Source organism: Variovorax sp. 01N429 (assembly GCF_056399425.1).
Map to the genome: position 1 here is coordinate 461414 of NZ_JBFTRG010000001.1, position 21761 is coordinate 483174.

The following is a 21761-nucleotide window of genomic DNA, read 5'->3' on the forward strand; positions in this document are numbered from 1 at the left end:
TCTGGAGTGACCATGAAGAAATTGCTCGCTTTCACGGCGCTTGCCGCGGCTGTCGCGTGCGTCCACGCACAGGATTTCCCTGCCGGCAAGCCCATCAGCATCGTGGTGCCGTTCGCCGCGGGCGGCCCGACCGACCGAGTCGCGCGAGACCTTGCCGAAGCCCTGCGCAAGCCGCTCGGAGGCGTGAGCATCGTGATCGACAACGTGCCCGGTGCCGGCAGTTCGATCGGTGCGGCCAAGGTGGCGCGGGCGGCGCCGGACGGCTATACGCTGCTGCTCAACCACATCGCCATGTCCACCATCCCCACGCTGGTGCGCAACGTGCCCTTCAAGGTCGACACGGACTTCGAGTACCTCGGCATCGTCAACGACGTTCCGATGACGCTGATCTCCAAGCCAAGCTTGCCGGCCAGCAACTACAAGGAACTCACCGCCTGGATTGGGGCCAACAAGGGCAAGATCAACCTCGGCAATGCGGGCGTCGGCTCGGCCTCGCACCTGTGCGGCCTGCTCTACCAGACCGCGATGAAGACCGAAATGACGCCGGTCCCTTACAAGGGCACGGCGCCCGCCATCACTGACTTGATCGGCGGGCAGATCGACTTGCTGTGCGATCAGACGACAAACACCTCTCCGCACATCGAAGGCAAGAAAGTAAAGGCCTTTGCCGTGACCACGGACAAGCGCTTGACCACGCCCTTGCTCAAGGACCTGCCGACGCTGCAAGAGGCCGGCCTGAAGGACTTCCAGGTCACGATCTGGCATGGCCTCTATGCGCCCAAGGGCACGCCGGCTGCCGTCACCAAGAAGCTGAACGATGCGTTGAAGGTCGCCCTGAAGGACCCTGAATTCGTCAAGAAGCAGGAAGGACTCGGCGCGGTCGTGGCCAATGACGGCCGCATCGAACCCGAGGGTCACAAGAAGTTCGTGATGGCCGAGATCGCGAAGTGGAGCCCGATCATCAAGGCGGCGGGCGTTTATGCAGACTAGAAGATAGGGCTCGCCTCCAGGCTCGCGCACTTCGTGTCGCTCTCCACCCCCTGCCGGGGGCAACACCAGCGGCCCGGCAAAGCCGGTTCCGCGGTGTTTCGCGAATTCCCTGCCGAACGGGGGCGCTCGATGGTCATGTCGAATTGGGTTGACCTCTTGGCGACCGTGGGTCCGCGGCGGGGTGGGGGTCGATTTGGCCTCGCGTGGGCAAGCCTAGAGCGGCCGCGGCGATGGCGGCCTGGGTTCGGCTGGTGACGTTGAGGGCTCGGAAGACGGCTGTGATGTGCGCCTTCACGGTGCGCTCTGCCAACCCAAGGTCGCGGCAAATGATCTTGTTGGGGGCGCCGTTGGCGATGTGCTGCAGCACGGCGAGTTGACGGCCGGTAAGGCCCAATGTTTCGAGTGACAACTTGGCTGTGCGCACCCGAGTTGCCGGCGGGTTGCGGCGATCGGTGGACGACAGCAACTCTGGCGGGAGGTATTTGCCGCCGTCGAGCACGAGGCGCACAGCGTCGAGGGTGACTTCGTTGCTGGAGGACTTCGGGACGAACCCCGCCGCGCCAGCTGCGAAGGCGCCAAGCACCGTCTGCTGATCATCGGTTGCAGACAGCACGACCACCGGCACAGCGGGAAATCGCGCGCGCCATGTCTTCAGCGCCGCAATTCCGGAGAGCCCCGGCAGATTCAGATCGAGCAGCACAAGATCAGGCTCGACACCTTGCGACGCCATGTCGAGGCCGCGCCCGCAGTCGCTCGCCACAGCAATGTCGACTTGCGCATGGAGGCGCCGCAGCACATTGCTCATCGCTTCCTGAATGAGCGGATGGTCATCGACGACAAGCACTCTCATGCCGGCCCTTTGGGGTAGGCCCGAAAGGGCCGGATGCCCTGCAGTGAAAAGCCCGGATCGTCATTCGGCATGTCGCTCCTTTGGCGCGATTGTCTGGCGCGGGACTCCATGGAGATTGGGCAGGCGCCGGCCCTTTGGTCCGATTCATTTGCCAGCCGCGTCTGCCCAGAATGGGGCCACGCAACGGTGCAATCCCGGGCCGTGCGGACCACCCAATCACCCTACTGGAGCCTGAACATGACAAATCGATCGAATCATGCATGGACCGCGGCCGCATTGGCAATATGTGCAATGGCGTGGTCCGCGCCAGGCTCGGCGCACGACGCGAACGGACCGCAGCAGTGCAGCCTGCATACGCTGAGCGGCTCGTACGTCCTTGCGGCGAGCGGCTTCACCATTCCGCCGGGCACCACCACGGCCCTTCCGAAGGCGATCATCGAGCAACTTCGCTTTGATGGCGAAGGCGCCGTTACGTCGCCGAACGCCACGGTGAGCATGAATGGCACCTTGAGAGTGACCACTGGCAGTGTCGGGACCTACAGCCTGCTCGCGGACTGTACCGGGACGCTCAATTTCTCCGACGGTTTGAGCCACACAATCTACATGGGGCCGGACGGCGACGAAGGATGGTTCATTCAGAACACAGCGCCCAACAACTCAGCCAATATCTTCCAGGGCACGCTGGCCCGAGTCTCGCCGTCCAGGAGTCGGCGCGATGGTCATTGAGGCCGCCATGAATGCGATGCGCTTTCAGGCAAGAGGCGCGATCCGGCTTGCGGTCGTCGCCTCAACATTGCTTGTCCACGCTTGCGGTGGTGGTGGCGGCGGCTACATGCCGACTGCATTGACTGACAGTGCATCAACCGGCACGAACACGCCAGCTGTCTGCCCGGACCGTTCAGCGCCCTGTCAGGGCGCACGGTGACACCAGCTCGGAAGCCGGGTACGCTGCGCTCCCGCGAACGCGCAGCCTGCGATATCGCGATGCTGTCATCCGAGGGCAAGGCTCATGCAGCTTTTCGCGCGCCGGACACTGTTGTGGAAGTACGCCGCGTATTTCGCCGGGCTGGTGAGCGTCCTGCTCGCCGCGAGCGGCGCAATCAGCGGCTACTTCGCGTATCGGGGGTCAGTTGCCGCGCTGGCGGAAGTCCAAGGCGCCACGGCGCACTATGCCGCCAAGGAAATCGCGAACTTCATCCGCGGTGTGCAGGACGCGATGCACATCAGCGTGGGCAAATTCGGCACTTCGGCAAACATCGACACCGGCGACCTGCAACTCGAACTGGTGGCCCTGTTTCGACATCACCCGGAGATCAGCGAGCTGCGTTGGATCACGGCGGCGGGAAAAGAGCAACTCTTTCTCTCCCGCTTCGGCTTCAATGTGCCGGACAGCGGCCGCGACTGGTCCGCCGATCCAAGCTTCGAGAAGGAACATCAATCGACGGACTACGTCGGGCGGGTCCATTTCCTTCAGGGAACCGAGCCGTACGTGGTCGTTGCCGTGACGCGTGAGGCGATGGGCAGCGTGCTCGAAGCAGAGGTCAATCTCAAGTACGTGTGGGATGTGATTGCGCAGGCGCACCTGAAGTCCGGTGGCGTTGCCTACGTGGTGGATCGCGAAGGGCAACTCATCTCCCATCCCGACATTTCACTGGTTCTGTCCAAGTCGAACCTGTCTGCCCTCGCCCACGTGCGCCGAGTACTCGACGGCGGAACACAAACCAGCGCCTTCATCGGCGAAGCTTTCGACGTCCATGGCACGCCGGTGGTTTCGATCGCCGCGCCGGTGCCCGAAATGGGGTGGACTGTGTTTGCCGAACAGTCGCTCGCGGAGGCTTTCCGCCCTGTCTACGCGTCCGTCGGCCGATCGGTCGCGCTGGTCTTGCTGGGCATCGTCGCTGCCATTGCCACCATCGTGCTGCTCGCTCGGCGCATGGTGCGGCCCATCCGCGAGATCGAGACGCGCGCCAGACAACTGGGTAGTGGTCAACTCGATCAGCGAATTGCGCTGCGCACCGGTGACGAGCTCGATGGCCTTGCCACCCAGTTCAACCGCATGGCCGAGCGCTTGCAGGAAACGCACTCGAACCAGGAAACACGAATCGCCGAGCGGACTCATGACCTGGCGGTGGCGAACGAGGCAAAGACTCGTTTCCTTGCCGCGGCCAGTCACGACCTGCGCCAGCCAATCCACGCCCTGTCGTTGTTCGTCGGCGAGTTGCGCACGGTCGCATTGCCGCCAGAGGCGAGCGTGCTCGTAGAGCGGATCGAACAGTCGGCCGGCGCGCTCGCGGATTTGCTCGATGGCTTGCTGGATCTTTCCAAGCTCGATGTTGGCGCCATTCACGCGGATCCCCAGCCGCTGGCGCTGCAACCGCTCCTGTCGCGCCTTGCCTCCCAATTCGCGCTAGCTGCGCAAGCGAAAGGGCTGGCGTTGACGCAGGTGCGAACTTCGGCGTGGGTTCGCTCCGATCCATTGCTGCTGGAGCGAATTCTGCTCAACCTGATCGCCAATGCCGTGCGCTACACGCGTAAGGGCCGGATCGTGATCGGCTGCCGCCGGCGCAACGGCGAAGTCGCGGTAGTGGTGGCAGACACTGGTGTCGGCATTGAGGCAGAGCACCTGCCTCGCGTTTTCCAGGAGTTCTATCGGGCGGGCGCGACAGATCGCGGCACCGGCGAAGGCATGACCGGCGGTCTCGGACTTGGCCTTGCCATCGTCAAGCGGCTTGCGCTGCTGCTTGGGCATCGCATAGAGATCGAATCCCTGCCGGGCAAGGGAACGCTCGTGCGCGTATGGATGCCGTGTGTCAACGCACCGGCGAACGCCGAGGCTGAGACCGATGACAAGGCACCGCGCGCGTCGATCGTTGACAGTCTGCGCGGCAAGTGCGTTTTGGTCATCGACGATGAAGAGCCCGTTCGCGAAGCTATGCGCGGCCTGCTCACACGATGGCACTGCGACGTCATGGCCGCCGCCAATGGCGACGTCGCCTTGGCGCACGCGAGGCTGCGTCGGCCCGACATCGTCCTGTGCGACCTGGATTTGCAGCAAGGCGAAACCGGTGTGCAAATCGTGGAAAAGCTTCAAATCGAGCTGGGCCCCCGCCTGGCGTGCGCATTCGTCACCGGTGAAGCTTCACCGGCACTCATGGCAGCAGCGCGCGCAACGGGATGCCCGGTCATGCTCAAGCCGGCGCCGGCGGGCAAGCTGCGGGCACTGCTGGAGCATCTCGCCCAGTCTGACAGCGGAGCCCCTGTCATCGAATCAATCTGTCAGCTTGCAGCAGCAGCGTCTGCGAGATTTTGAGTCCGAGGCTGAGGGCGGTTGTCTGGTTGATTGCCAGATACAGCTTGCGCGGCCGCTCGATCGGCATGTCTGCAGGGTTGGCCCCATGAAGAATCCTGTCCACGTATCCTGCAGCGCGGGAGGAAAGATCGACGATGTCGGGACCGTACGATGCAAGCCCGCCGATCTCCACGAAATTGGAGAAGCTGTAGACGGCGGGCAATCGATAGCGCGCCGAGAGCGACACGAGTTGCTGTCGCTGCTGCGTGAATTCAGGGCCGGAAAGAACAACCAATGAGCGGGTATCGGCATCGACGATGCGAGCGAACGCCGGTGGGTAGTCCGCGGCCTCGGTCACTTCGACCACCTGCAAGCGAATGCCACGGGCTTGCGCCGGAACACGCAGTGCATCGATCTGCGCCGTATGGTCCACCCCTCGCGGCGACCTCATCACGGCGACGGATTTCAGCCCCGGAACAAGCGCCAGAAGCAACTCCAGCTTCTTCGCAACGATGTCGGCCGCAATGGCTGTCAGCCCTGTCGTGTTGCCGCCAGGATGCGAGAGCGACGCTGCAATGCCGGTCTTGACCGGATCGTCGCCGCTGAAAGCCATGACGATCGGAATGTTTCGCGTGGCGACACGGGCGGCATGAATCGCCGCGGGCGACGAAGCAACGATGACGTCGACGTGCTGATCGACCATGTCGGCGGCCATCGCGTCCAGCCGCTCCGGCTTGCCGTCGGCGAACCTCGCTTCAACAAGCAGGTCTTGGCCCACGGTATAGCCAAGCTCCTTCAGCCCCCGCAAAAAGGCTGGATAGGCGACATCCTGCGGATCCGTCGGGTGCAAGTAGCCGATTCGAAAAGCGCGGGGCTTCGGCTGCGCATCCACGTCCGGCAGCGCGGCACACCCACAAAGCACAGCGACGAGGGTGCGGCGCCTTTCCATTCATGCGCGCCTCTGGCGCCCTACTTCGGCCGTATCGCGTCCGCAGTCCCCTGGATGAACGCCTTGATCTTCTCGACGTCCTCGGTCGTCAGCTTGCCGGTGAAGTCGGGCATGCCGCGTGTCGTCGCCGGTCCGTTGAACACGAACTTGTCGAGGTTCTCGATGAAGGCCGAGTTCATGTAGCCCAGGTTCGGGATGTTGCCGCCCCGATCCACGCCAGGCACGCCGTGGCAGAAGACGCAGTTGCTCACGTAGAGCATGGTGCCCGCTTCGACTTTGGCAGGGTCGTACTTGACGCCCTGCAGCAGCGCGTCCATGCGGTATTGCACGAACGCGGGCTTGGGCGCGGTGCCGCCGATGGCGAAGGTGTAGACGGTGCCCGGGCCCTGCCGCTCGGTCGCGCGGGCGGCCAGGCCATAAACGCCGCCCCATCCGACGGCCACCGACACGTACTGCTTGCCGTCGGCCATGTAGGTGTTCGGCGCCGCCACCACGCCGGTGCCGGTGGGTGTTTCCCAGAGCTTGTCGCCGGTCTTGGCGTTGTAGGCGACCAGGCGCCCGTCGGCCGTTCCCTGGAACACGAGGTTGCCTGCGGTCGTGAGCGTGCCGCCGTTCCATGGCGAGACGTAGTCGACGCTCCACGCCGCCTTTTGCGCGATCGGGTCCCAGGCGACGAGCCTGCCCATGGGCTTGCTGACGGGCGGCTGGACGTTCGCGAACTTGGCGGTGTTCCAGCCCAGCGCGGCATGCGGGCGCCCGGGCACGTTCTCGTTGAACTTCCAGTCCTTGTCGTCCATGAGGTTGATCGGCACGTGCTGGGCGGGCAGATAGGCGTATCCGGTCTGCGGATTGAAGGACATCGGATGCCAGTTGTGCGCTCCGAAGGGCCCTGGAATGGTGTCGTTGGGTTTGGTGCCCTCGCGCGCCGAGGCGATTTCGATCGGCCGGCCGTTCTTGTCATAGCCGCTCGCCCAGTTCACGTCGACGAAGTTCTTGGCGGAAATGAACTTGCCGTTGGTTCGATCCACCACAAAAAAGAAGCCGTTCTTCGGCGCATGCAGGATCACCTTGCGCGGCTTGCCGTCCAGCTTGATGTCGGCCAGGATCATCGACTGCGTCGAGGTGTAGTCCCAGTTGTCGCCGGGCGTCTCCTGGTAGTGCCACACGTACTTGCCGGTGTCTGGATTGAGCGCGACGATCGACGCGAGATAGAGGTTGTCGCCGCCCTTGGGACTGCGCTGGCTGCGTGCCCATGGCGAACCGTTGCCCGTGCCGATGTACAACAGGTTGAGTTCGGGATCGAAAGCGACCGAATCCCATGGCGTTCCCCCGCCGCCCGACTCCCAGTACTTGTTGCTCGGGTCCCACGTCTTAGCGGCCTTGGCCATTGACGCGTCCTCGTAGGGCTTCGACGGATCGCCGGGCACCGCGAACCAGCGCCATCTCTGCTGGCCCGACGCGGCGTCATAGGCCGTGATGTAGCCGCGCACGCCATACTCCGCGCCGCCATTGCCGATCAGCACCTTGCCCTTGACCACGCGCGGCGCGCCGGTGATCGTGTAGGACTTCGAGTGGTCGATGACGGTGTCTTTTTCCCAGACGACTTTTCCGGTCGATGCATCCAGAGCGATCAAGCGCCCGTCGTATGCGCCCACGTACACCTTGCCCTGGTAGATGGCGACCCCGCGGTTGACCACGTCGCAGCAGCCTCTGTAGCCCTTGGACCGATCGACGCCCGGGTCGTAGGTCCAGATCTGCTTGCCTGTTCGCGCATCGATCGCATGCACGACGCTCCACGAAGCGGTGACATACATGATGCCGTCGACCACAAGCGGCGTCGCCTCGACGCCGCGCGTGGATTGAAGATCGTACGACCACACGAGCCCGAGATCCTTCACGTTGGCGGCATCGACCTGGTCAAGCTTGCTGAAGCGCGTCTCGGCATAGTCCAGCCCGTAGCTGGGCCAGTCGGGCGTCTTCGCAGCGTTGGCTCGGATGAATGCGCCGTCAACGCGTTGCGTCGCCGACTTGATGAATTCGGGAGAACCTTTCGCGGGCTCGGCGCCCGCAACCACGGCAGCCATGCAAAGCAACGCGCCCAACGCCAGCCTGGCGTGTGTCTTGGTCATCGTGTGTCTCCTTCGTTGTGGGACGAAGGATCGTCTTCTTGGCAGCTTTGTACATCCTCGGGATTTCCCTAGACCCCCAATACCCGAGTACCGAGTAGCCGCTCCGCGTGAAGTCGTCAGCCCGCCGCCGCGCGTTCGCGCCGGGCTTCGGTGTTCGGATGCAGCGGCCGCAGGTGTTCGTGCAGTGCGAGCGCTGCGGCGCCGATGGCCGGCGTCCATTCGCCATAGCGCACTCCGCGCACGACCGGCGGAGGGATGCCGGCGCTTTCGGCGTAGCGCTTCACGGTGTCGATCGCGCCGCGCAGGAAGTCCGGATGCGCCTGGCACGACTTGCCACCGACAACGATCGCACGCGGCTCGAAGGTGACCCACAGGTTCTGGAGCAGCACACCGAGGAAACCCGCCGCACGTTCGCGATCGGCAGCACTGCGCTCCAGCACGCGCGAACCGAGGAAGACTTCGGCACAGCCCCTCCGGCCGCACGAACAGCGCGGTCCATCGATCTGCAGCACCGTATGCCCGATCTCACCGGCCATGCCTTGTGCGCCGATGAACAGCCGGTCGTTCAACACGATGCCGGCACCCACGCCGACGTCGCAGCTCACATAGACCAGGGGATCTTCGCCCTCGCCTGGCGAAAACTCATATTCACCGAGCACCGCTGCGTCCGCATCGTTCTGCAGTTGCACGGCGATCCCGGAGACGCCTTCGATGGCGAGAGCGCCGGTGAGTCCCGGCAACAGGTCCACGTTGCGCCAACCCAGATTGGGCGCAAAGCGCACCACGCCCGTCGGGTCGTGCACAGCACCCGGAACACCCACGCCGATGCCCGAAGGCCTCAGGCCCGATGCCAGCAGATGCCGGTGCGCAGCGGCAACCATGCGCGCCACCTGCGCACAGACTGCCGGCGGTGAGTGGTCGTCGAGCGACTGCGCATCGGCATGGAGAACGTCGCCCTGCAACGAGACGCACACCACGCGCACGATTTCGACGGCGATCTCGACGCCGATCAACGCTCGCACGCCGACGTTGATGCGCAGCGGTGTCGACGGGCGCCCGAGGCCATCGACAACGGGCGCGCCAGCCTCTTCGAGCCAGCCATCGTCGAGCAGTTCGCGCACCAGCAGGCTCACGGTCGACTTGGTGAGGCCACTCTCTGCCGCCAGCCTGGCGCGCGACAGACCCGGCTGCGCCCGCACCAGGCGCAGCAGCACGCTGCGATTGATGCGTTTGACCAGTTGCTGATCGCCGATCATGAACTCACCCCCAAGGTTCGCCCACTCGTGTGGCAAATCACCGGTGCGCCTGCTCCTTTCCTTCGGGGCGCTTGCCCGCGATGATCATCCCGAGCACTTCGTCCTCGGTCACGTCGGCCGTGCGGTAGGTGCCCACCAGCCGGCCGTTCTTCATCACGGCGACCCGGTCGCTGAGCCCGAACACGTCGGGCATGTCGTGCGTGATGAGAAAGATCCCCACGCCGTCAGCCTTGAGTTGCTTCACCAGCGCGCCGACCATGGCCGTTTCCTCCGGCCCGAGGGCCGCGCAGGGCTCGTCCATGATCAGGATGCGAGCGTTGAAATACAGCGCCCGGGATATCGCCACCACCTGCCGTTGACCGCCCGAAAGGCGCCGCACCGGCACGCGGATGTTGGTGAAGTTCTTGTTCAGGCGCTGGAAGACCTTGCGCGCCTGCCCTTCCATGAAGTGATCGTCGAGCGTGCGCCATGGCGTGAGCTTCTCGCGGCCAAGGAAGAGATTGGCGACCGAATCGAGGTTGTCCGCCAGCGCGAGCGTCTGGTAGATGGACTCGATGCCCTGTGCCTGCGCTTCGGAAGGCGTGCGGATGGTGACCTTCTCGCCTGCGATCAGTGTGTCGCCCGAATCGATTGGGTAGGCGCCCGCCAGCATCTTCATGAGCGTCGACTTGCCTGCGCCGTTGTGGCCAAGCAGCGCGACGACTTCGCCGGGATGCAGGTTGACGCTCACGCCGTCGACGGCCTTCACGCCGCCAAAGGCCTTGTGGATGTCGCGCAGTTCGACCAAGGGTGGGTTCGTGGTCATCAGCTCTCTCCGAAGCGTTTGCGGTAGAGCACGTCGAATACGACAGCGACGATCAGCACCTGACCGATGATCACCATGCGCTTGCCGATGGGCACATCCAGCAGCAGCATGCCGCTGTCCAGCGATTGCATGATCAGTGCGCCAAGAACCGATCCGAAGATCGAGCCGCTGCCGCCTGCCAGCGCAGTGCCGCCGATGACTGCCGCGGCGATGACGTAGAGCTCCATGCCTGTGCCGAGCGAATTCGTGCCGGCGTTGAGGCGCGCGATGGAAACGATCGCCGCAATGGTGACCAGCACCGCAAGCAGCGCGAAGAGCATCAGCGTCACACGCTTGACCGGAATGCCCACCAACGCCGCCGCATCCGGGTTGCCGCCCATGGCGAACACATAGCGGCCGAAGCGCGTTCGATGCACGATGAATGACAGCACCACCGCGACCGCAGCCCAGATCAGCACCGGAATGGGCATGCCTTGCGGCTCCGTCTTCGACGAGATCTGGTAGCTGTTCATCGTGGCCGAAAAGGCGAAGACGACGGCGACGGGCACGGCGGTCAGCAGCAGGTCCATCCAGAGCGGTTCCACCGGCATCTCGTGACGCTGCCGCGCACGACGCTTTTGCCACATGCGTGCAAAAAAGATGACGCCGACGACCACGGCCAGCACCCACGTTGCCGTCGTGCCGATGCCGCCGTCGTAGCCGCCGCCCAACCGCTGGAAGAACTCGTCGTTGACCGGCTGCGTCTTGCCGTCCGCGACCAGGAACGCCGCGCCGCGGAATGACATGAGTCCGCCAAGCGTCACTACGAAAGAAGGCACGCCCAGCACCGCAGTGAGTCCGCCCTGGTACAGCGACACCAGCAACGCGACGGCAAGTCCCGCAAGACTCGCCGCCGGCCAGGACCAACCGGCCGTGTATTGCAGGTAAGCCACCAGCACGCCGACGAAGCCCATCACGGAGCCCACCGACAGATCGATGTGGCGCGCCACGATGATCAGCACCATCACGGTGGACACGATGCCCACCACTGCCGTCTGCTGCGCAATGTTGTAGAGATTCTCGGGCGAGAGAAACACCCCGCCCGAGAGCATGTTGAACACGATCGCCATGACCACCAGCAGCAAGCACATCAGCAGCAGCCGGAGGTCGACGCCCGTGCGGCGCCAGAACCCGGGAGAACTCATCGCGTTACTTGCATGCGGCAGGAGCCTTGTCGGCGGGGACGCCCTTGCAGAGCTCGTCCTTCTTGATCCAGCCCTCCTTCACGACGACATCCAGGTTGTCACGCGTGATGGGCACCGGGGTCAGAAAGCGCGAGGAAATCGCGACCTTCTTCTCGCCGCCGCTCCAGTTGGACGCCTTTTCCGCGGGCTTGCCCTGCGCCAGCGCAACCGCGGCGGAGGCGGCTTCGCGGCCGAGCTCGCGCGAATCCTTCCAGACCGTGACGGTCTGCGTGCCGAGTGCAATGCGGTTGAGCGCTGCGAAATCCGCGTCCTGCCCCGACACAGGAATACCGCGGATGCCCTTGGCCGAGAGCGCGGCCACGGCACCACCCGCGGTGCCGTCGTTCGATGCCACCACCGCATCGACCTTGTTGCCGACCTTGGTCAGGATCTGCTCCATGTTCTTCTGGGCGACCTCGGGCTTCCAGCCGTCGGTGTATTCGTCGCCGACGATCTTGATGTCGCCTTTCTTGACGGCATCGCCGATGACCTCTTGCTGACCCGCACGCAGGAAGTTGGCGTTCGGGTCGGTCGGCGATCCCTTGATCATCACGTAGTTGCCTTTCGGCTGCACCTTGTAGACCGCGCGCGCCTGCATGCGGCCGACCTCGGTGTTGTCGAAGGTGATGTAGAAGACGCCCGGCGTTTCGATCAGGCGGTCATAGGCGACGACGGGCACTTTCTGCTTCAGCGCCTTGTTGACCGCCGGAAGGATGGCGTCCTTGTCCATGGCCAGCACGATCAACGCCTTCGCGCCTTTGGACATCAGACCTTCGATGTCGCCGAGCTGCTTTTCCGGAGAGCCGCCAGCATCGGCACTGACGTACTTCGCGCCCAGCTTTTCCAGTTGCGCCTTGATGGCCGCCTCGTCCGTCTTCCAACGCTCTTCCTGAAAGTTGGACCAGCTGACACCCACCACGGTCTGGGCGCAAGCGCCGATGGCAGTCAGGCCGAAGGCCAGGGTGGTCAAGGTACGGGCGAGCTTCATGGGCATGTCTCCAGGCTTTGGTGGTTCGTTGGCTTCGAGTTAGTTCGAGTGCCGAACTAACTATCGCAGCCGTGGAGCCGCGCAGCCATCGGGACTATCCCTGCGGGTAAATGCGCTATATCTCTAATCGTCACGTTCGATACGATTTCCGGCGAAACGCACGCGGTTCGTGCGCTGGGGAACACATGGAGACCGGGAATGGGGGCGCCTCGCGCACAGCGCTCTATCGAACGATGGTGCGCATTCGCGCATTCGAGAACGCGGCCGAGGCTGCGAGCCAGGGCGGCGTCAGCGCCTATGGTCAGGAAGCGGCCGGCGCGGCGAAGGTGCGCGGGCCGCTGCATCTCTCGACCGGGCAAGAAGCCGTCCCCGCAGGCGTCTGCGCGCATCTCACTGCTGCCGACTATCTGACTTCCACGCATCGCGGCCATGGCCATACGCTGGCCAAAGGCGCGGACCTCGGCCGCATGATGGCCGAGCTTTTCGGCAAGGCGACAGGCTTCAATGGCGGCAGGGGCGGCTCCATGCACATTGCCGACTTCTCGGTCGGCATGCTGGGCGCGAACGGCGTCGTGGCGGCGGGCCTGCCGATTGCTGTGGGCGCAGCGCACGCGCAGAAGCTGCTGAAGAAGAACGCGATCACCGTCTGCTTCTTCGGCGACGGTGCGATCAATCGCGGTCCCTTTCTCGAAGCGCTCAACTGGGCGCGGGTCTACGAGCTGCCGGTGCTGTTCGTCTGCGAAGACAACCGATGGAGCGCCACCACCGCGAGCGGGCCGATGACGGCCGGGGACGGCGCCTCGGCGCGGGCAGAGGCCATGGACATCGCGGCGACGCAGGTCGATGGCAACGACGTGTTTGCCGTCGACGCTGCGGCTGGAAGCTTGATCGCGGAAATTCGAAGCGGAAGCGGCCCTCGGCTTTTGCATGCGCTGACCTATCGGGTCAAAGGCCATGTATCGGTCGATCCTGCCGCCTACCGCGATCCAGCCGAGTTGGCTGCCGCGCTGGAGACCGATCCGATCGCACATGCACGGGGCCGACTGATTGGCGAGGGCATCGAGCATGCCGCGCTCGACACGATCGAGAACGAAGCGCACGCCGAGGTCGAGGCCGCCCTTGCCGCAGCCGACGCCGCGCCCTGGCCCAAGGCCGACGCTGCATTCACGGACGTGCAGACCACCGGAGCGGGCCAATGGATATGAGCAACGACATTGCCCGAGACCGCTTGCCCGCATCGACGGCGATTCAAGACCTCAGCTACGCCGAGGCCGCCGTGCTCGCAGTGCGCCGCGAAATGGAGGCAGACCCTCGCGTCGTCGTGCTCGGCGAAGACGTCGGACGCGGCGGCATCTTCGGCCAGTACAAGGGCTTGCAGCATGACTTTGGCCGCGAGCGCGTGATCGACACCCCGATCTCCGAAGCGGCCATCATGGGTGCCGGGGTCGGCATGGCGCTCGCGGGTCTGCGTCCGGTGGTCGAAATGCGCGTGGTCGACTTCGCGCTCTGCGGCATGGACGAGTTGGTGAACCAGGCCGCCAAGAACCGCTTCATGTTCGGCGGCCAGGGCCGCGTGCCGCTGGTGGCGCGGATGCCGGGCGGCATCTGGGACGCATCGGCGGCACAGCATTCGCAATCGCTGGAGGCCTGGTTTGCGCACTTGCCCGGCGTGGTGGTGGTGACTCCGTCGACACCCCAGGACAACTATGCGCTCCTGCGCGCGGCATTGCAGTGCGGCGACCCAGTGGTCTACATCGAACACAAGACCTTGTGGGGCACACGTGGGCCTGTGGACGAGGCGCAAGAAGTGCCACTTGGCAAGGCTGCGCACGTGCGCCAGGGGAATGCATTGACGCTGGTCAGCTGGAGTCGCCAGATGCAAGCCTGTATCGCCGCCTGTGACCGGCTCGCAGCCGACGGCATCGAAGTCGACCTGATCGATCTGCGCACGCTCTGGCCCTGGGACCGCGAAACGGTGCTCGCATCGTGCGGACGCACCGGTCGCCTGCTGGTGGTCCACGAAGCTGTGCAGGCGGCGGGATTTGGCGCGGAGATCGCCGCGACGGCGGCCGAAGCGACGGGTTGCCGCGTCGCGCGGATGGGTGCGCCGCGTATTCCTGTGGGCTACGCACCGGTGCTGGAGGCGCAATCGCGAGTGAGCGTCGACCAGATCGTGAACGCGGCCAGGAAGTTGCAGCGATGAACGCCGCGGTGGACACCAGCATGCCAGCGCCGCAGATCGCTGCCACCGGAGACTCGGTCTTCTTCAAGCTGGTCCGCGTGGTGAACCTGACGGCGAGGCCCTTTCAGCAGCGCGTCGGCCGGCAACATCAACTCACGCTGAACGAATGGCGCACGATGGCGGTGCTGGGCGCACGGCCCGGCCTCACGGCGACGCAGGTCGCCGACTTGACGGGGCTCGACAAGATGGCGGTCAGCCGAGCCCTGGCCGGGCTGCAGCGCAACAAGCGCCTTCACCGCCATGAAGATCCGACCGACCTGCGGCGCAGCCGGCTCCATCTGAGCAGTATCGGCAAGGCGCTGTATGCCGAGGTACTCGTCCAGGCACACGAACGCGAGGCCGAACTGTTCGCAGGGCTCGCCGCCGATGAGTTGCAGCAACTCGACGCTACGCTCGACAGGTTGATCGCCTCTGTCGCCGGAAGCTGCAGCGCCGGACGCACGGGGTTTCCAGTCGCGACGGTGGGCGCTCTTCACGTGTAAAACCAGAATCGAATCAAAGGAACACTCGAATGGCCCTCTTTTCACTTCCGCGCCGCGGCGCCCTGACGGTGCTTGCAAGCGCCGCGCTCATGGTTGTCGCCGGCCCCGCTGCCGCCGACAACACCTGGCCCACCAAGCCCGTGCGCATCGTCGTGCCGTTCGCGCCTGGCGGCACCACCGATATCCTTGCGCGCGCGGTCGCACCCGAGCTTTCAAAGGCTTTCGGCCAGCAGTTCATCGTCGACAACCGTGCGGGCGCGGGCGGCAACGTCGGCGCCGAAATCGTCGCGAAATCGGCAAATGACGGCTACACGCTGCTGATGGGCACCGTCGGCACCCACGGCATCAACCGTGCGCTGTACCCGAAGATGCCCTTCGACCCGATCAAGGACTTCGCACCGATCACGCTCGTCGCAGCAGTGCCGAACGTCATGGAAATGAACGTCGACAAGGCCAAGGCGCTGAACATCAACAACGTGGCCGACTTCGTCAAATATGCCAAGGCCAACCCGGGCAAGCTCAACATGGCGTCGAGCGGCAGCGGCACATCGATCCATCTGGCTGGCGAGCTTTTCAAGAGCATGACGGGCAGCTACATGATCCACATTCCCTATCGTGGATCGGGCCCCGCGCTGATGGACCTCGTGGGCGGCAATGCCGATGTGATGTTCGACAACCTGCCCTCGTCGATGCAGCAGATCAAGGGCGGCAAGCTCAAGGCGCTTGCAGTGACGAGCTCGCAGCGTTCTCCAGCATTGCCCGATGTGCCCACCATCGAGGAAGTCGGCGGCCCTGCGCTCAAAGGCTACGAAGCCAGTTCATGGTTCGGCCTGCTGGCGCCCGCTGGCACCTCTCCGGACATCATCAACCGCATCCAGCAGGAAGTCGCCAAGGCTTTGGCCACCCCCGCCCTCAAGGAAAAGATGGTCGCCCAAGGCGCCATCCCCAGCGGCAACACCCCCGCCGAATTCGCCAAGCTCATCCAGAGCGAACACGTCAAGTGGGCCGCGGTCGTCAAAACCTCCGGCGCAAAAGTCGACTAGAAAATCCGCCGAGGCCAGGCCTCTTCCAGAAACACCGCGGAACCGGCTTCGCCGGGCCGCCGGTGTTGCCCCCGGTCAGGGGGGTGGAGAGCGACACGAAGTGCGCGAGCCTGGGGGCGAGCTCAAACAGACCAGGTCACATCCTTGCCATCGGCAAGGGACTCTTTGAGCATGTGCAGCAACGGCTGCCCACGCTGGCGCAGCCCGACGTGCTGCTTCTCGGCATCTTCATCGTGCCCTTCGACGGCATAGTCGTCGGCGTTATGGGCGTTTCGTCCTTCGCGCGCCATGGCCGCTTCCAGGGCCGAAATGGCGGCAGGCATCTGCTCAATGGTCACCACACCCTGCGGCGCTGGCGCCTTCCCGATGATGTCGAACAGCTGTCGGGCATGGACTTCGAGCATCACGAAAGGGGGCGTAGCGCGAGAGTTGAAACGATAGAGCATGGATCCTCACTTGTAGATGTAATCGCGGACAAAAGGGTACTCCGATTGTGCGCCGCGGAGCGCTCTGGCCTCCACGTTCCCGTCCCGCTTGGTGGACAGCATCTGGTGCAACGCGATCCAGCCCTGCTCGAAGCTCATGGCCGATCCCGCAAGGTAGAGCCGATAGGCGCGCAGGATGCGTTCGGCGTTTTCTCCTTGCCGTCCTCCGGCGCGCTTGAGCACTTCGCGGGCCGCGTCGAGCTGGGCTTCGAGCGAATCCGACCACGCCCAGAGCGTGCGCGCATAGTGCGGGCGCAGGTTCTCGGTGTCGACCATCTCGAGCCCCGCGGCGGCAGTCTCGCGCAGCACGTGCGTCACGTGCAGGAGCTCGCCGCCCGGAAAGATGTACTTCTCGATGAAGTCCCCCATGCCGGCGCCGAGTTGCTGATAGTCGAGTTGGCCTGACGTGATGCCATGGTTCAGTACCAGCCCGCCCGGCATGAGCAGCGCGTTGATCTTCCGGAAGTACGTCGGCATGTTGGCGCTGCCGACGTGCTCGAACATGCCCACGGACGAGATCTTGTCGAAAGGCTTGCCCTCGTCGAGCTTGCGATAGTCGAGCAGCTCGACGCGCACGCGGCCCTCCAGGCCCTTCTCCTTGATCAGCCGCTGCACGTGCGCATGCTGGTTCTTGGACAGCGTGATGCCGGTGGCATCCACGCCGTAGTGCTCGGCCGCCCACATCAGAAGCCCACCCCAGCCAGAGCCGATGTCCAGAAAGCGCTCGCCCGGCTTGAGCATGAGCTTGCGGCAGATGTGATCGAGCTTGGCCTCCTGCGCCTGGGCCAGCGTCATGTCGGCGTCGCGGAAGTAGCCACACGAATACACGCGGCGCGGATCGAGCCACAACGCGTAGAAGTCGTCCGACACGTCGTAGTGGAACTGGATCTGCGCGGCGTCTTTCCCGAGTGAGTGCGCGCCGCGTGACTTGGCTCGCCTTTGCAGGCGGCTCCACCAGCTCGTGTTGGTCTCGGCGGGGTTTCCAGGCAGAAGGCCGACCGCCGCATCGATCAGGTCGCGCATCGCGCCTTCGATCTGGACGCGTCCCTCAACGTACGCCTCGCCAATGGCACCGATCTGGCGCCCCGCCAGCTTGGCGAGGGCGGACCATTCGTTGAAGGCCAGCGTGACACGTGAGCCGGGTTTGGCGACTTGCCGGCCATCCGGCAGTTGCAGCGTGACCGGAACTGACAAGGTGGAAAGCTGGGACTCGATCTTCGGTATCAGGCTTTGCATGTATCTGATTCTTGCGAGCGCGCAGAGGCTCGTCAACTGGGGTCCCCCGACGCCCCCTGGGCCAGCCCGGGTTGACACCCGATCGTTTATGTCTAAACTATTTATCCATGAATAGCTTCACCCCGAACCTTCAGCGCGTCTTGTGCATCGGCGGCGGCCCTGCCGGCCTGTACTTCGCGCTGCTGATGAAAGCCCGGCAGCCAAGCCTCGACGTCACGGTGGTCGAGCGAAACCGCCCGTTCGACACCTTCGGCTGGGGTGTCGTGCTGAGCGACCAGACGCTTGCCAACCTGGCGGCGGCCGACCCCGACACCGCATCGCTGATCGGCAGCGAGTTCCATCATTGGGACGACATCCAGGTCTTCTTCAAGGGACGACAGGTCCGGTCGGGGGGGCACGGCTTCTGCGGCATCGGCCGCAAGCGGCTCCTGAACATCCTGCAGGAACGCTGCCTGGCGCTCGGCGTCAAGCTGGTGTTCGAAACCGATGTCGCGGATGACCAAGCGCTGGCGGCGCAGTACAACGCGGATCTCGTGATCGCGAGCGACGGGCTCAACAGCCGCATCCGCCAGCGCTATGCGGAGGTGTACGAGCCCGACGTCGATCTGCGCCAATGCCGGTTTGTATGGCTCGGCACTCATCAGACCTTCGATGCCTTCACTTTTGCGTTCGAACAGACGGAGCATGGCTGGTTCCAGGCTCACGCATACCAGTTCGACGACAAGACGTCGACCTTCATCGTCGAGACGCCCGAGGCCGTCTGGCAGGCCCACGGTCTGGACAAGATGGAGCAGCCCGAAGCGATCGCGTTCTGCGAAAGGCTCTTCTCCAAATACCTGGGCGGCCACGCACTCATCAGCAATGCCACGCACCTGCGCGGCTCGGCGAACTGGATCCGCTTCCCGCGCGTGGTCTGCAAGCATTGGACGCATCGCATCGAAGTCAACGGCAAGCCCGTTCCCGTGGTGCTGATGGGCGACGCCGCCCACACCGCGCACTTCTCCATTGGCTCTGGCACCAAGCTTGCGCTGGAGGACGCCATCGATCTCGCCAATGAGTTCGCCACCGGCGGCGGCATCGACGATGTGTTGGAAGCCTACGAGTCCCGCCGCAGCGTGGAGGTGCTCAAGATCCAGAACGCAGCGCGCAACTCGACCGAGTGGTTCGAGAACGTGCCGCGCTATACGGGCATGGAGATCGAGCAATTTGCCTACTCGCTGCTCACCCGATCGCAGCGCATCAGCCACGAAAACCTGCGCGTGCGCGATACCAAATGGCTCGGCGGCTACGAGCAATGGCTATCGGGCGGCAAATCGCTGCCGCCGATGTTGATGCCGCTCACGGTCCGGGGGTTGACGCTCAAGAACCGGATCGTCGTCTCGCCGATGGCGACGTATAGCGCCGTTGATGGCGTACCGCAGGATTTCCTGCTCGTTCATCTCGGGGCTCGCGCGCTCGGCGGAGCCGCCATGGTGTTCGTGGAAATGACGAGCCCGACACCCGAAGGCCGCATCACGCCGGGTTGCACCGGGCTCTACAACGATGCGCAGTCGGCGGCATTCAAGCGCATCGTCGATTTCGTCCACACGCAGTCGAGCGCAAAAATCGGCATGCAACTGGGCCACAGCGGCCCGAAGGGTTCGACGCAAGTCGGCTGGGAAGGCACCGACGAGCCGCTGCCCGCTGGCAACTGGCCCCTGCTGGCAGCCAGCGCGCTCGCCTACGGCGAACAAAACCAGCTGCCGGCCCAGATGACGCGCGCGGACATGGATCTGTTGAGGGATCAGTTCGTCGCATCGACGAAGCGTGCGGCCGAAGCAGGCTTTGACTGGCTCGAGCTGCACTGCGCGCATGGTTATCTGCTCGCGTCTTTTCTCAGTCCATTGACCAACCTGCGCACGGATGAGTACGGCGGCGATATCGACAACCGCCTGCGCTATCCGCTCGAAGTGTTTCGCGCGATGCGCGCCGCATGGCCGGCCGACCGGCCGATGAGCGTCCGAATTTCCGCGCACGACTGGGCCCCTGGCGGAAATACCGACGCCGACGCCATCGTGATTGCACGTGCCTTCAAGGAAGCGGGCAGCGATTTCATCGATGTTTCTTCGGGCCAGACCACCCGCGCCGCGAAGCCGGTGTACGGGCGCATGTACCAGACGCCGTTTGCCGATCGAATTCGCAATGAGGTTGGCATTTCGACGATCGCCGTCGGCGCCATCACAGACGCCGACCAAGCCAACAGCATCATTGCGGCGGGACGCGCGGACTTGTGTGCGATCGCGCGCCCCCACTTGGCAGACCCAGCGTGGACATTGCACGAGACCGCCAAGCTGCAGACCCGCGACATCGAATGGCCTAAGCAATACCTGAGCGGCCGCGATCAGTTGTATCGCGAGATTGCAAAGCAGCAGCAACTCGCGGCTGCGATGGCCGCGGCGCCGCGCATACCTGAAGAGGAGCAATAGATGGATCTCGAAGCCAGAGCCCACAGCGAGCACCCCGAGGAGCTTCGCCTGTGGTTGCGTCTGTTGACTTGCACTCAACTCATCGAGAAGCAGGTGCGCAATGAACTGCGCGAGCAGTTCGCGACCACGCTGCCTCGCTTTGATCTCATGTCGCAACTGGAGCGCTCCCCCGAAGGGCTCAAGATGAACGAGCTGTCGCGCCGCATGATGGTGACGGGCGGGAACGTCACTGGCATCACCGACCAGCTCGTCACGGAAGGGCTCGTGGAGCGCGTCGACGTCGCGGGCGATCGCCGCGCCTGGCGCGTTCGACTGACGGCGCGGGGGCGCAAGCTCTTCAATGAAATGGCACAGCAACACGAGGCATGGATCTGCGATGCCTTCGCCGCACTGAACGGCAAGGAGATCGCCCAACTGCACAAGCTGCTGGGCAAGGTCAAGCAACATTCACATCATCAATTGGCGGAGGCTCTATGAAGCATTACATCGGCGCGGACAGTCCCCTGCGCGCGCAGTTCGAACCCAAGGCCGGGTATGTCGCCACGCATTTTTCGTGGTCTTTCGAGACCGGCGTCGGGACCATCACGCTCAACCGCCCGGAGCGCAAGAACCCGCTGACCTTCGACTCATACGCCGAACTGCGCGACCTGTTCCGCGCGTTGAGCTTCGCCACGGACGTGAAAGCGATCGTCGTGACGGGCGCAGGCGGCAATTTCTGCTCGGGCGGCGACGTGCACGAAATCATCGGGCCGCTCACGCGAATGCGCATGCCCGAGCTCCTGGAGTTCACGCGCATGACGGGTGATCTCGTGAAGGCGATCCGGCACTGCCCTCAACCGATCGTCGGAGCAATCGACGGGGTCTGCGCCGGGGCTGGCGCGATGATCGCGCTGGCTTGCGACCTGCGGTACGGAACGCCCGGCACGCGCACCGCCTTCCTCTTCACGCGGGTCGGCCTCGCGGGCGCTGACATGGGGGCCTGCGCACTCTTGCCTCGCGTCATCGGCCAGGGACGCGCGTCGGAACTTCTTTTTACGGGCCGGGCCATGACTGCGCAAGAAGGCCACGCATGGGGCTTCTTCAACGCGCTGCACGAAAGCGATGCTCTCGTCGGCGCCGCAACTGCCATGGCTCGCGAATTGGCCGACGGCCCGAGCTTTGCGCATGGCATGACCAAGACCATGCTGTCGCAGGAATGGTCCATGACGATCGACCAGGCCATCGAGTCAGAAGCGCAGGCACAGGCGATCTGCATGCAGACCGAAGACTTCAAGCGCGCCTACGAAGCCTTCTCGGCAAAACGCAAACCTGTGTTCGGAGGAGATTGAT

At 64.3% G+C, this 21761-nt stretch carries 19 protein-coding genes; 10 read left to right on the plus strand and 9 right to left on the minus strand.

What is annotated here, in order from left to right:
* Positions 1-12 precede the first annotated feature (12 nt).
* On the plus strand, positions 13-990 hold the full coding sequence (locus AC1DSF_RS02205) for a tripartite tricarboxylate transporter substrate-binding protein (protein WP_478125078.1): 978 nt from the start codon (positions 13-15) through the stop codon (positions 988-990).
* A 133-nt stretch (positions 991-1123) separates the two neighbouring features.
* Here the strand turns inward: AC1DSF_RS02205 and AC1DSF_RS02210 are convergent, their stop codons facing one another.
* Positions 1124-1840: a response regulator gene (locus AC1DSF_RS02210; protein ID WP_478125079.1), complete on the minus strand. Its 717-nt coding sequence runs from the start codon at positions 1838-1840 to the stop codon at positions 1124-1126.
* A 237-nt stretch (positions 1841-2077) separates the two neighbouring features.
* Between AC1DSF_RS02210 and AC1DSF_RS02215 the strand changes: the two genes are divergently transcribed.
* Together AC1DSF_RS02215 and AC1DSF_RS02220 are read left to right on the plus strand one after the other, a co-directional pair.
* Complete coding sequence (locus AC1DSF_RS02215) at positions 2078-2566, plus strand: hypothetical protein (protein WP_478125080.1); 489 nt, start codon at positions 2078-2080, stop codon at positions 2564-2566.
* A gap of 283 nt (positions 2567-2849) precedes the next feature.
* The gene (locus AC1DSF_RS02220; protein WP_478182256.1) at positions 2850-5150 is read left to right on the plus strand and encodes a hybrid sensor histidine kinase/response regulator; all 2301 of its coding nucleotides are present in this window, start codon (positions 2850-2852) and stop codon (positions 5148-5150) included.
* Here the strand turns inward: AC1DSF_RS02220 and AC1DSF_RS02225 are convergent.
* From AC1DSF_RS02225 to xylF, 6 genes are all read right to left on the minus strand, one after another.
* Complete coding sequence (locus AC1DSF_RS02225; protein ID WP_478125083.1) at positions 5101-6078, minus strand: ABC transporter substrate-binding protein; 978 nt, start codon at positions 6076-6078, stop codon at positions 5101-5103. The genes AC1DSF_RS02220 and AC1DSF_RS02225 overlap by 50 nt on opposite strands.
* 20 nt (positions 6079-6098) lie before the next feature.
* On the minus strand, positions 6099-8207 hold the full coding sequence (locus AC1DSF_RS02230; protein WP_478182257.1) for a PQQ-dependent dehydrogenase, methanol/ethanol family: 2109 nt from the start codon (positions 8205-8207) through the stop codon (positions 6099-6101).
* 116 nt (positions 8208-8323) lie between these two features.
* Positions 8324-9463 carry an ROK family transcriptional regulator gene (locus tag AC1DSF_RS02235; RefSeq protein WP_478144187.1) on the minus strand — a complete coding sequence of 380 codons (1140 nt, stop codon included), beginning with the start codon at positions 9461-9463 and terminating at the stop codon, positions 8324-8326.
* A gap of 37 nt (positions 9464-9500) precedes the next feature.
* On the minus strand, positions 9501-10268 hold the full coding sequence (locus AC1DSF_RS02240; RefSeq protein ID WP_478125086.1) for an ATP-binding cassette domain-containing protein: 768 nt from the start codon (positions 10266-10268) through the stop codon (positions 9501-9503).
* Entirely contained in the window at positions 10268-11452 is a 1185-nt protein-coding gene (locus AC1DSF_RS02245) for a sugar ABC transporter permease (RefSeq protein ID WP_478125087.1), read from the minus strand. Before AC1DSF_RS02245 ends, AC1DSF_RS02240 begins: the two co-directional genes overlap by 1 nt.
* Positions 11453-11456: 4 nt before the next feature.
* The gene (gene xylF / locus AC1DSF_RS02250; RefSeq protein ID WP_478182258.1) at positions 11457-12479 is read right to left on the minus strand and encodes a D-xylose ABC transporter substrate-binding protein; all 1023 of its coding nucleotides are present in this window, start codon (positions 12477-12479) and stop codon (positions 11457-11459) included.
* A gap of 185 nt (positions 12480-12664) precedes the next feature.
* Here xylF and AC1DSF_RS02255 point away from each other — a divergent pair, with 185 nt between their 5' ends.
* From AC1DSF_RS02255 to AC1DSF_RS02270, 4 genes are read left to right on the plus strand one after another with little or no spacing between them, the layout of a single operon-like run.
* Positions 12665-13684, plus strand: a complete 1020-nt coding sequence (locus tag AC1DSF_RS02255; RefSeq protein WP_478182259.1) for a thiamine pyrophosphate-dependent dehydrogenase E1 component subunit alpha — start codon at positions 12665-12667, stop codon at positions 13682-13684.
* Positions 13681-14682, plus strand: coding sequence for an alpha-ketoacid dehydrogenase subunit beta (locus AC1DSF_RS02260; RefSeq protein WP_478125286.1), 1002 nt, complete (start codon positions 13681-13683; stop codon positions 14680-14682). Before AC1DSF_RS02255 ends, AC1DSF_RS02260 begins: the two co-directional genes overlap by 4 nt.
* Positions 14679-15203, plus strand: coding sequence for a MarR family winged helix-turn-helix transcriptional regulator (locus AC1DSF_RS02265; protein WP_478125090.1), 525 nt, complete (start codon positions 14679-14681; stop codon positions 15201-15203). Before AC1DSF_RS02260 ends, AC1DSF_RS02265 begins: the two co-directional genes overlap by 4 nt.
* A 29-nt stretch (positions 15204-15232) precedes the next feature.
* On the plus strand, positions 15233-16246 hold the full coding sequence (locus tag AC1DSF_RS02270) for a Bug family tripartite tricarboxylate transporter substrate binding protein (RefSeq protein WP_478144191.1): 1014 nt from the start codon (positions 15233-15235) through the stop codon (positions 16244-16246).
* 122 nt (positions 16247-16368) lie between these two features.
* Here AC1DSF_RS02270 and AC1DSF_RS02275 read toward each other — a convergent pair whose 3' ends face one another.
* Together AC1DSF_RS02275 and AC1DSF_RS02280 are read right to left on the minus strand one after the other, a co-directional pair.
* The gene (locus AC1DSF_RS02275) at positions 16369-16692 is read right to left on the minus strand and encodes a DUF1840 domain-containing protein (protein WP_478144192.1); all 324 of its coding nucleotides are present in this window, start codon (positions 16690-16692) and stop codon (positions 16369-16371) included.
* Positions 16693-16698: 6 nt separating this feature from the next.
* Positions 16699-17967 (minus strand): class I SAM-dependent methyltransferase, encoded by a 1269-nt coding sequence (locus tag AC1DSF_RS02280; protein ID WP_478125093.1) that lies wholly within the window; start codon positions 17965-17967, stop codon positions 16699-16701.
* 107 nt (positions 17968-18074) lie between these two features.
* Here AC1DSF_RS02280 and AC1DSF_RS02285 point away from each other — a divergent pair, with 107 nt between their 5' ends.
* The 3 genes from AC1DSF_RS02285 to AC1DSF_RS02295 are packed head-to-tail and all read left to right on the plus strand — an operon-like array spanning position 18075 to position 21760.
* Entirely contained in the window at positions 18075-20432 is a 2358-nt protein-coding gene (locus AC1DSF_RS02285) for a bifunctional salicylyl-CoA 5-hydroxylase/oxidoreductase (protein WP_478125094.1), read from the plus strand.
* Positions 20433-20909 carry a MarR family winged helix-turn-helix transcriptional regulator gene (locus AC1DSF_RS02290; RefSeq protein WP_478125095.1) on the plus strand — a complete coding sequence of 159 codons (477 nt, stop codon included), beginning with the start codon at positions 20433-20435 and terminating at the stop codon, positions 20907-20909.
* A complete protein-coding gene (locus AC1DSF_RS02295; RefSeq protein ID WP_478182260.1) occupies positions 20906-21760 on the plus strand; it encodes an enoyl-CoA hydratase family protein in 855 nt (284 codons plus the stop codon). The genes AC1DSF_RS02290 and AC1DSF_RS02295 overlap by 4 nt, the downstream gene beginning before the upstream one ends.
* The last annotated feature ends 1 nt before the right edge of the window (position 21761 follow it).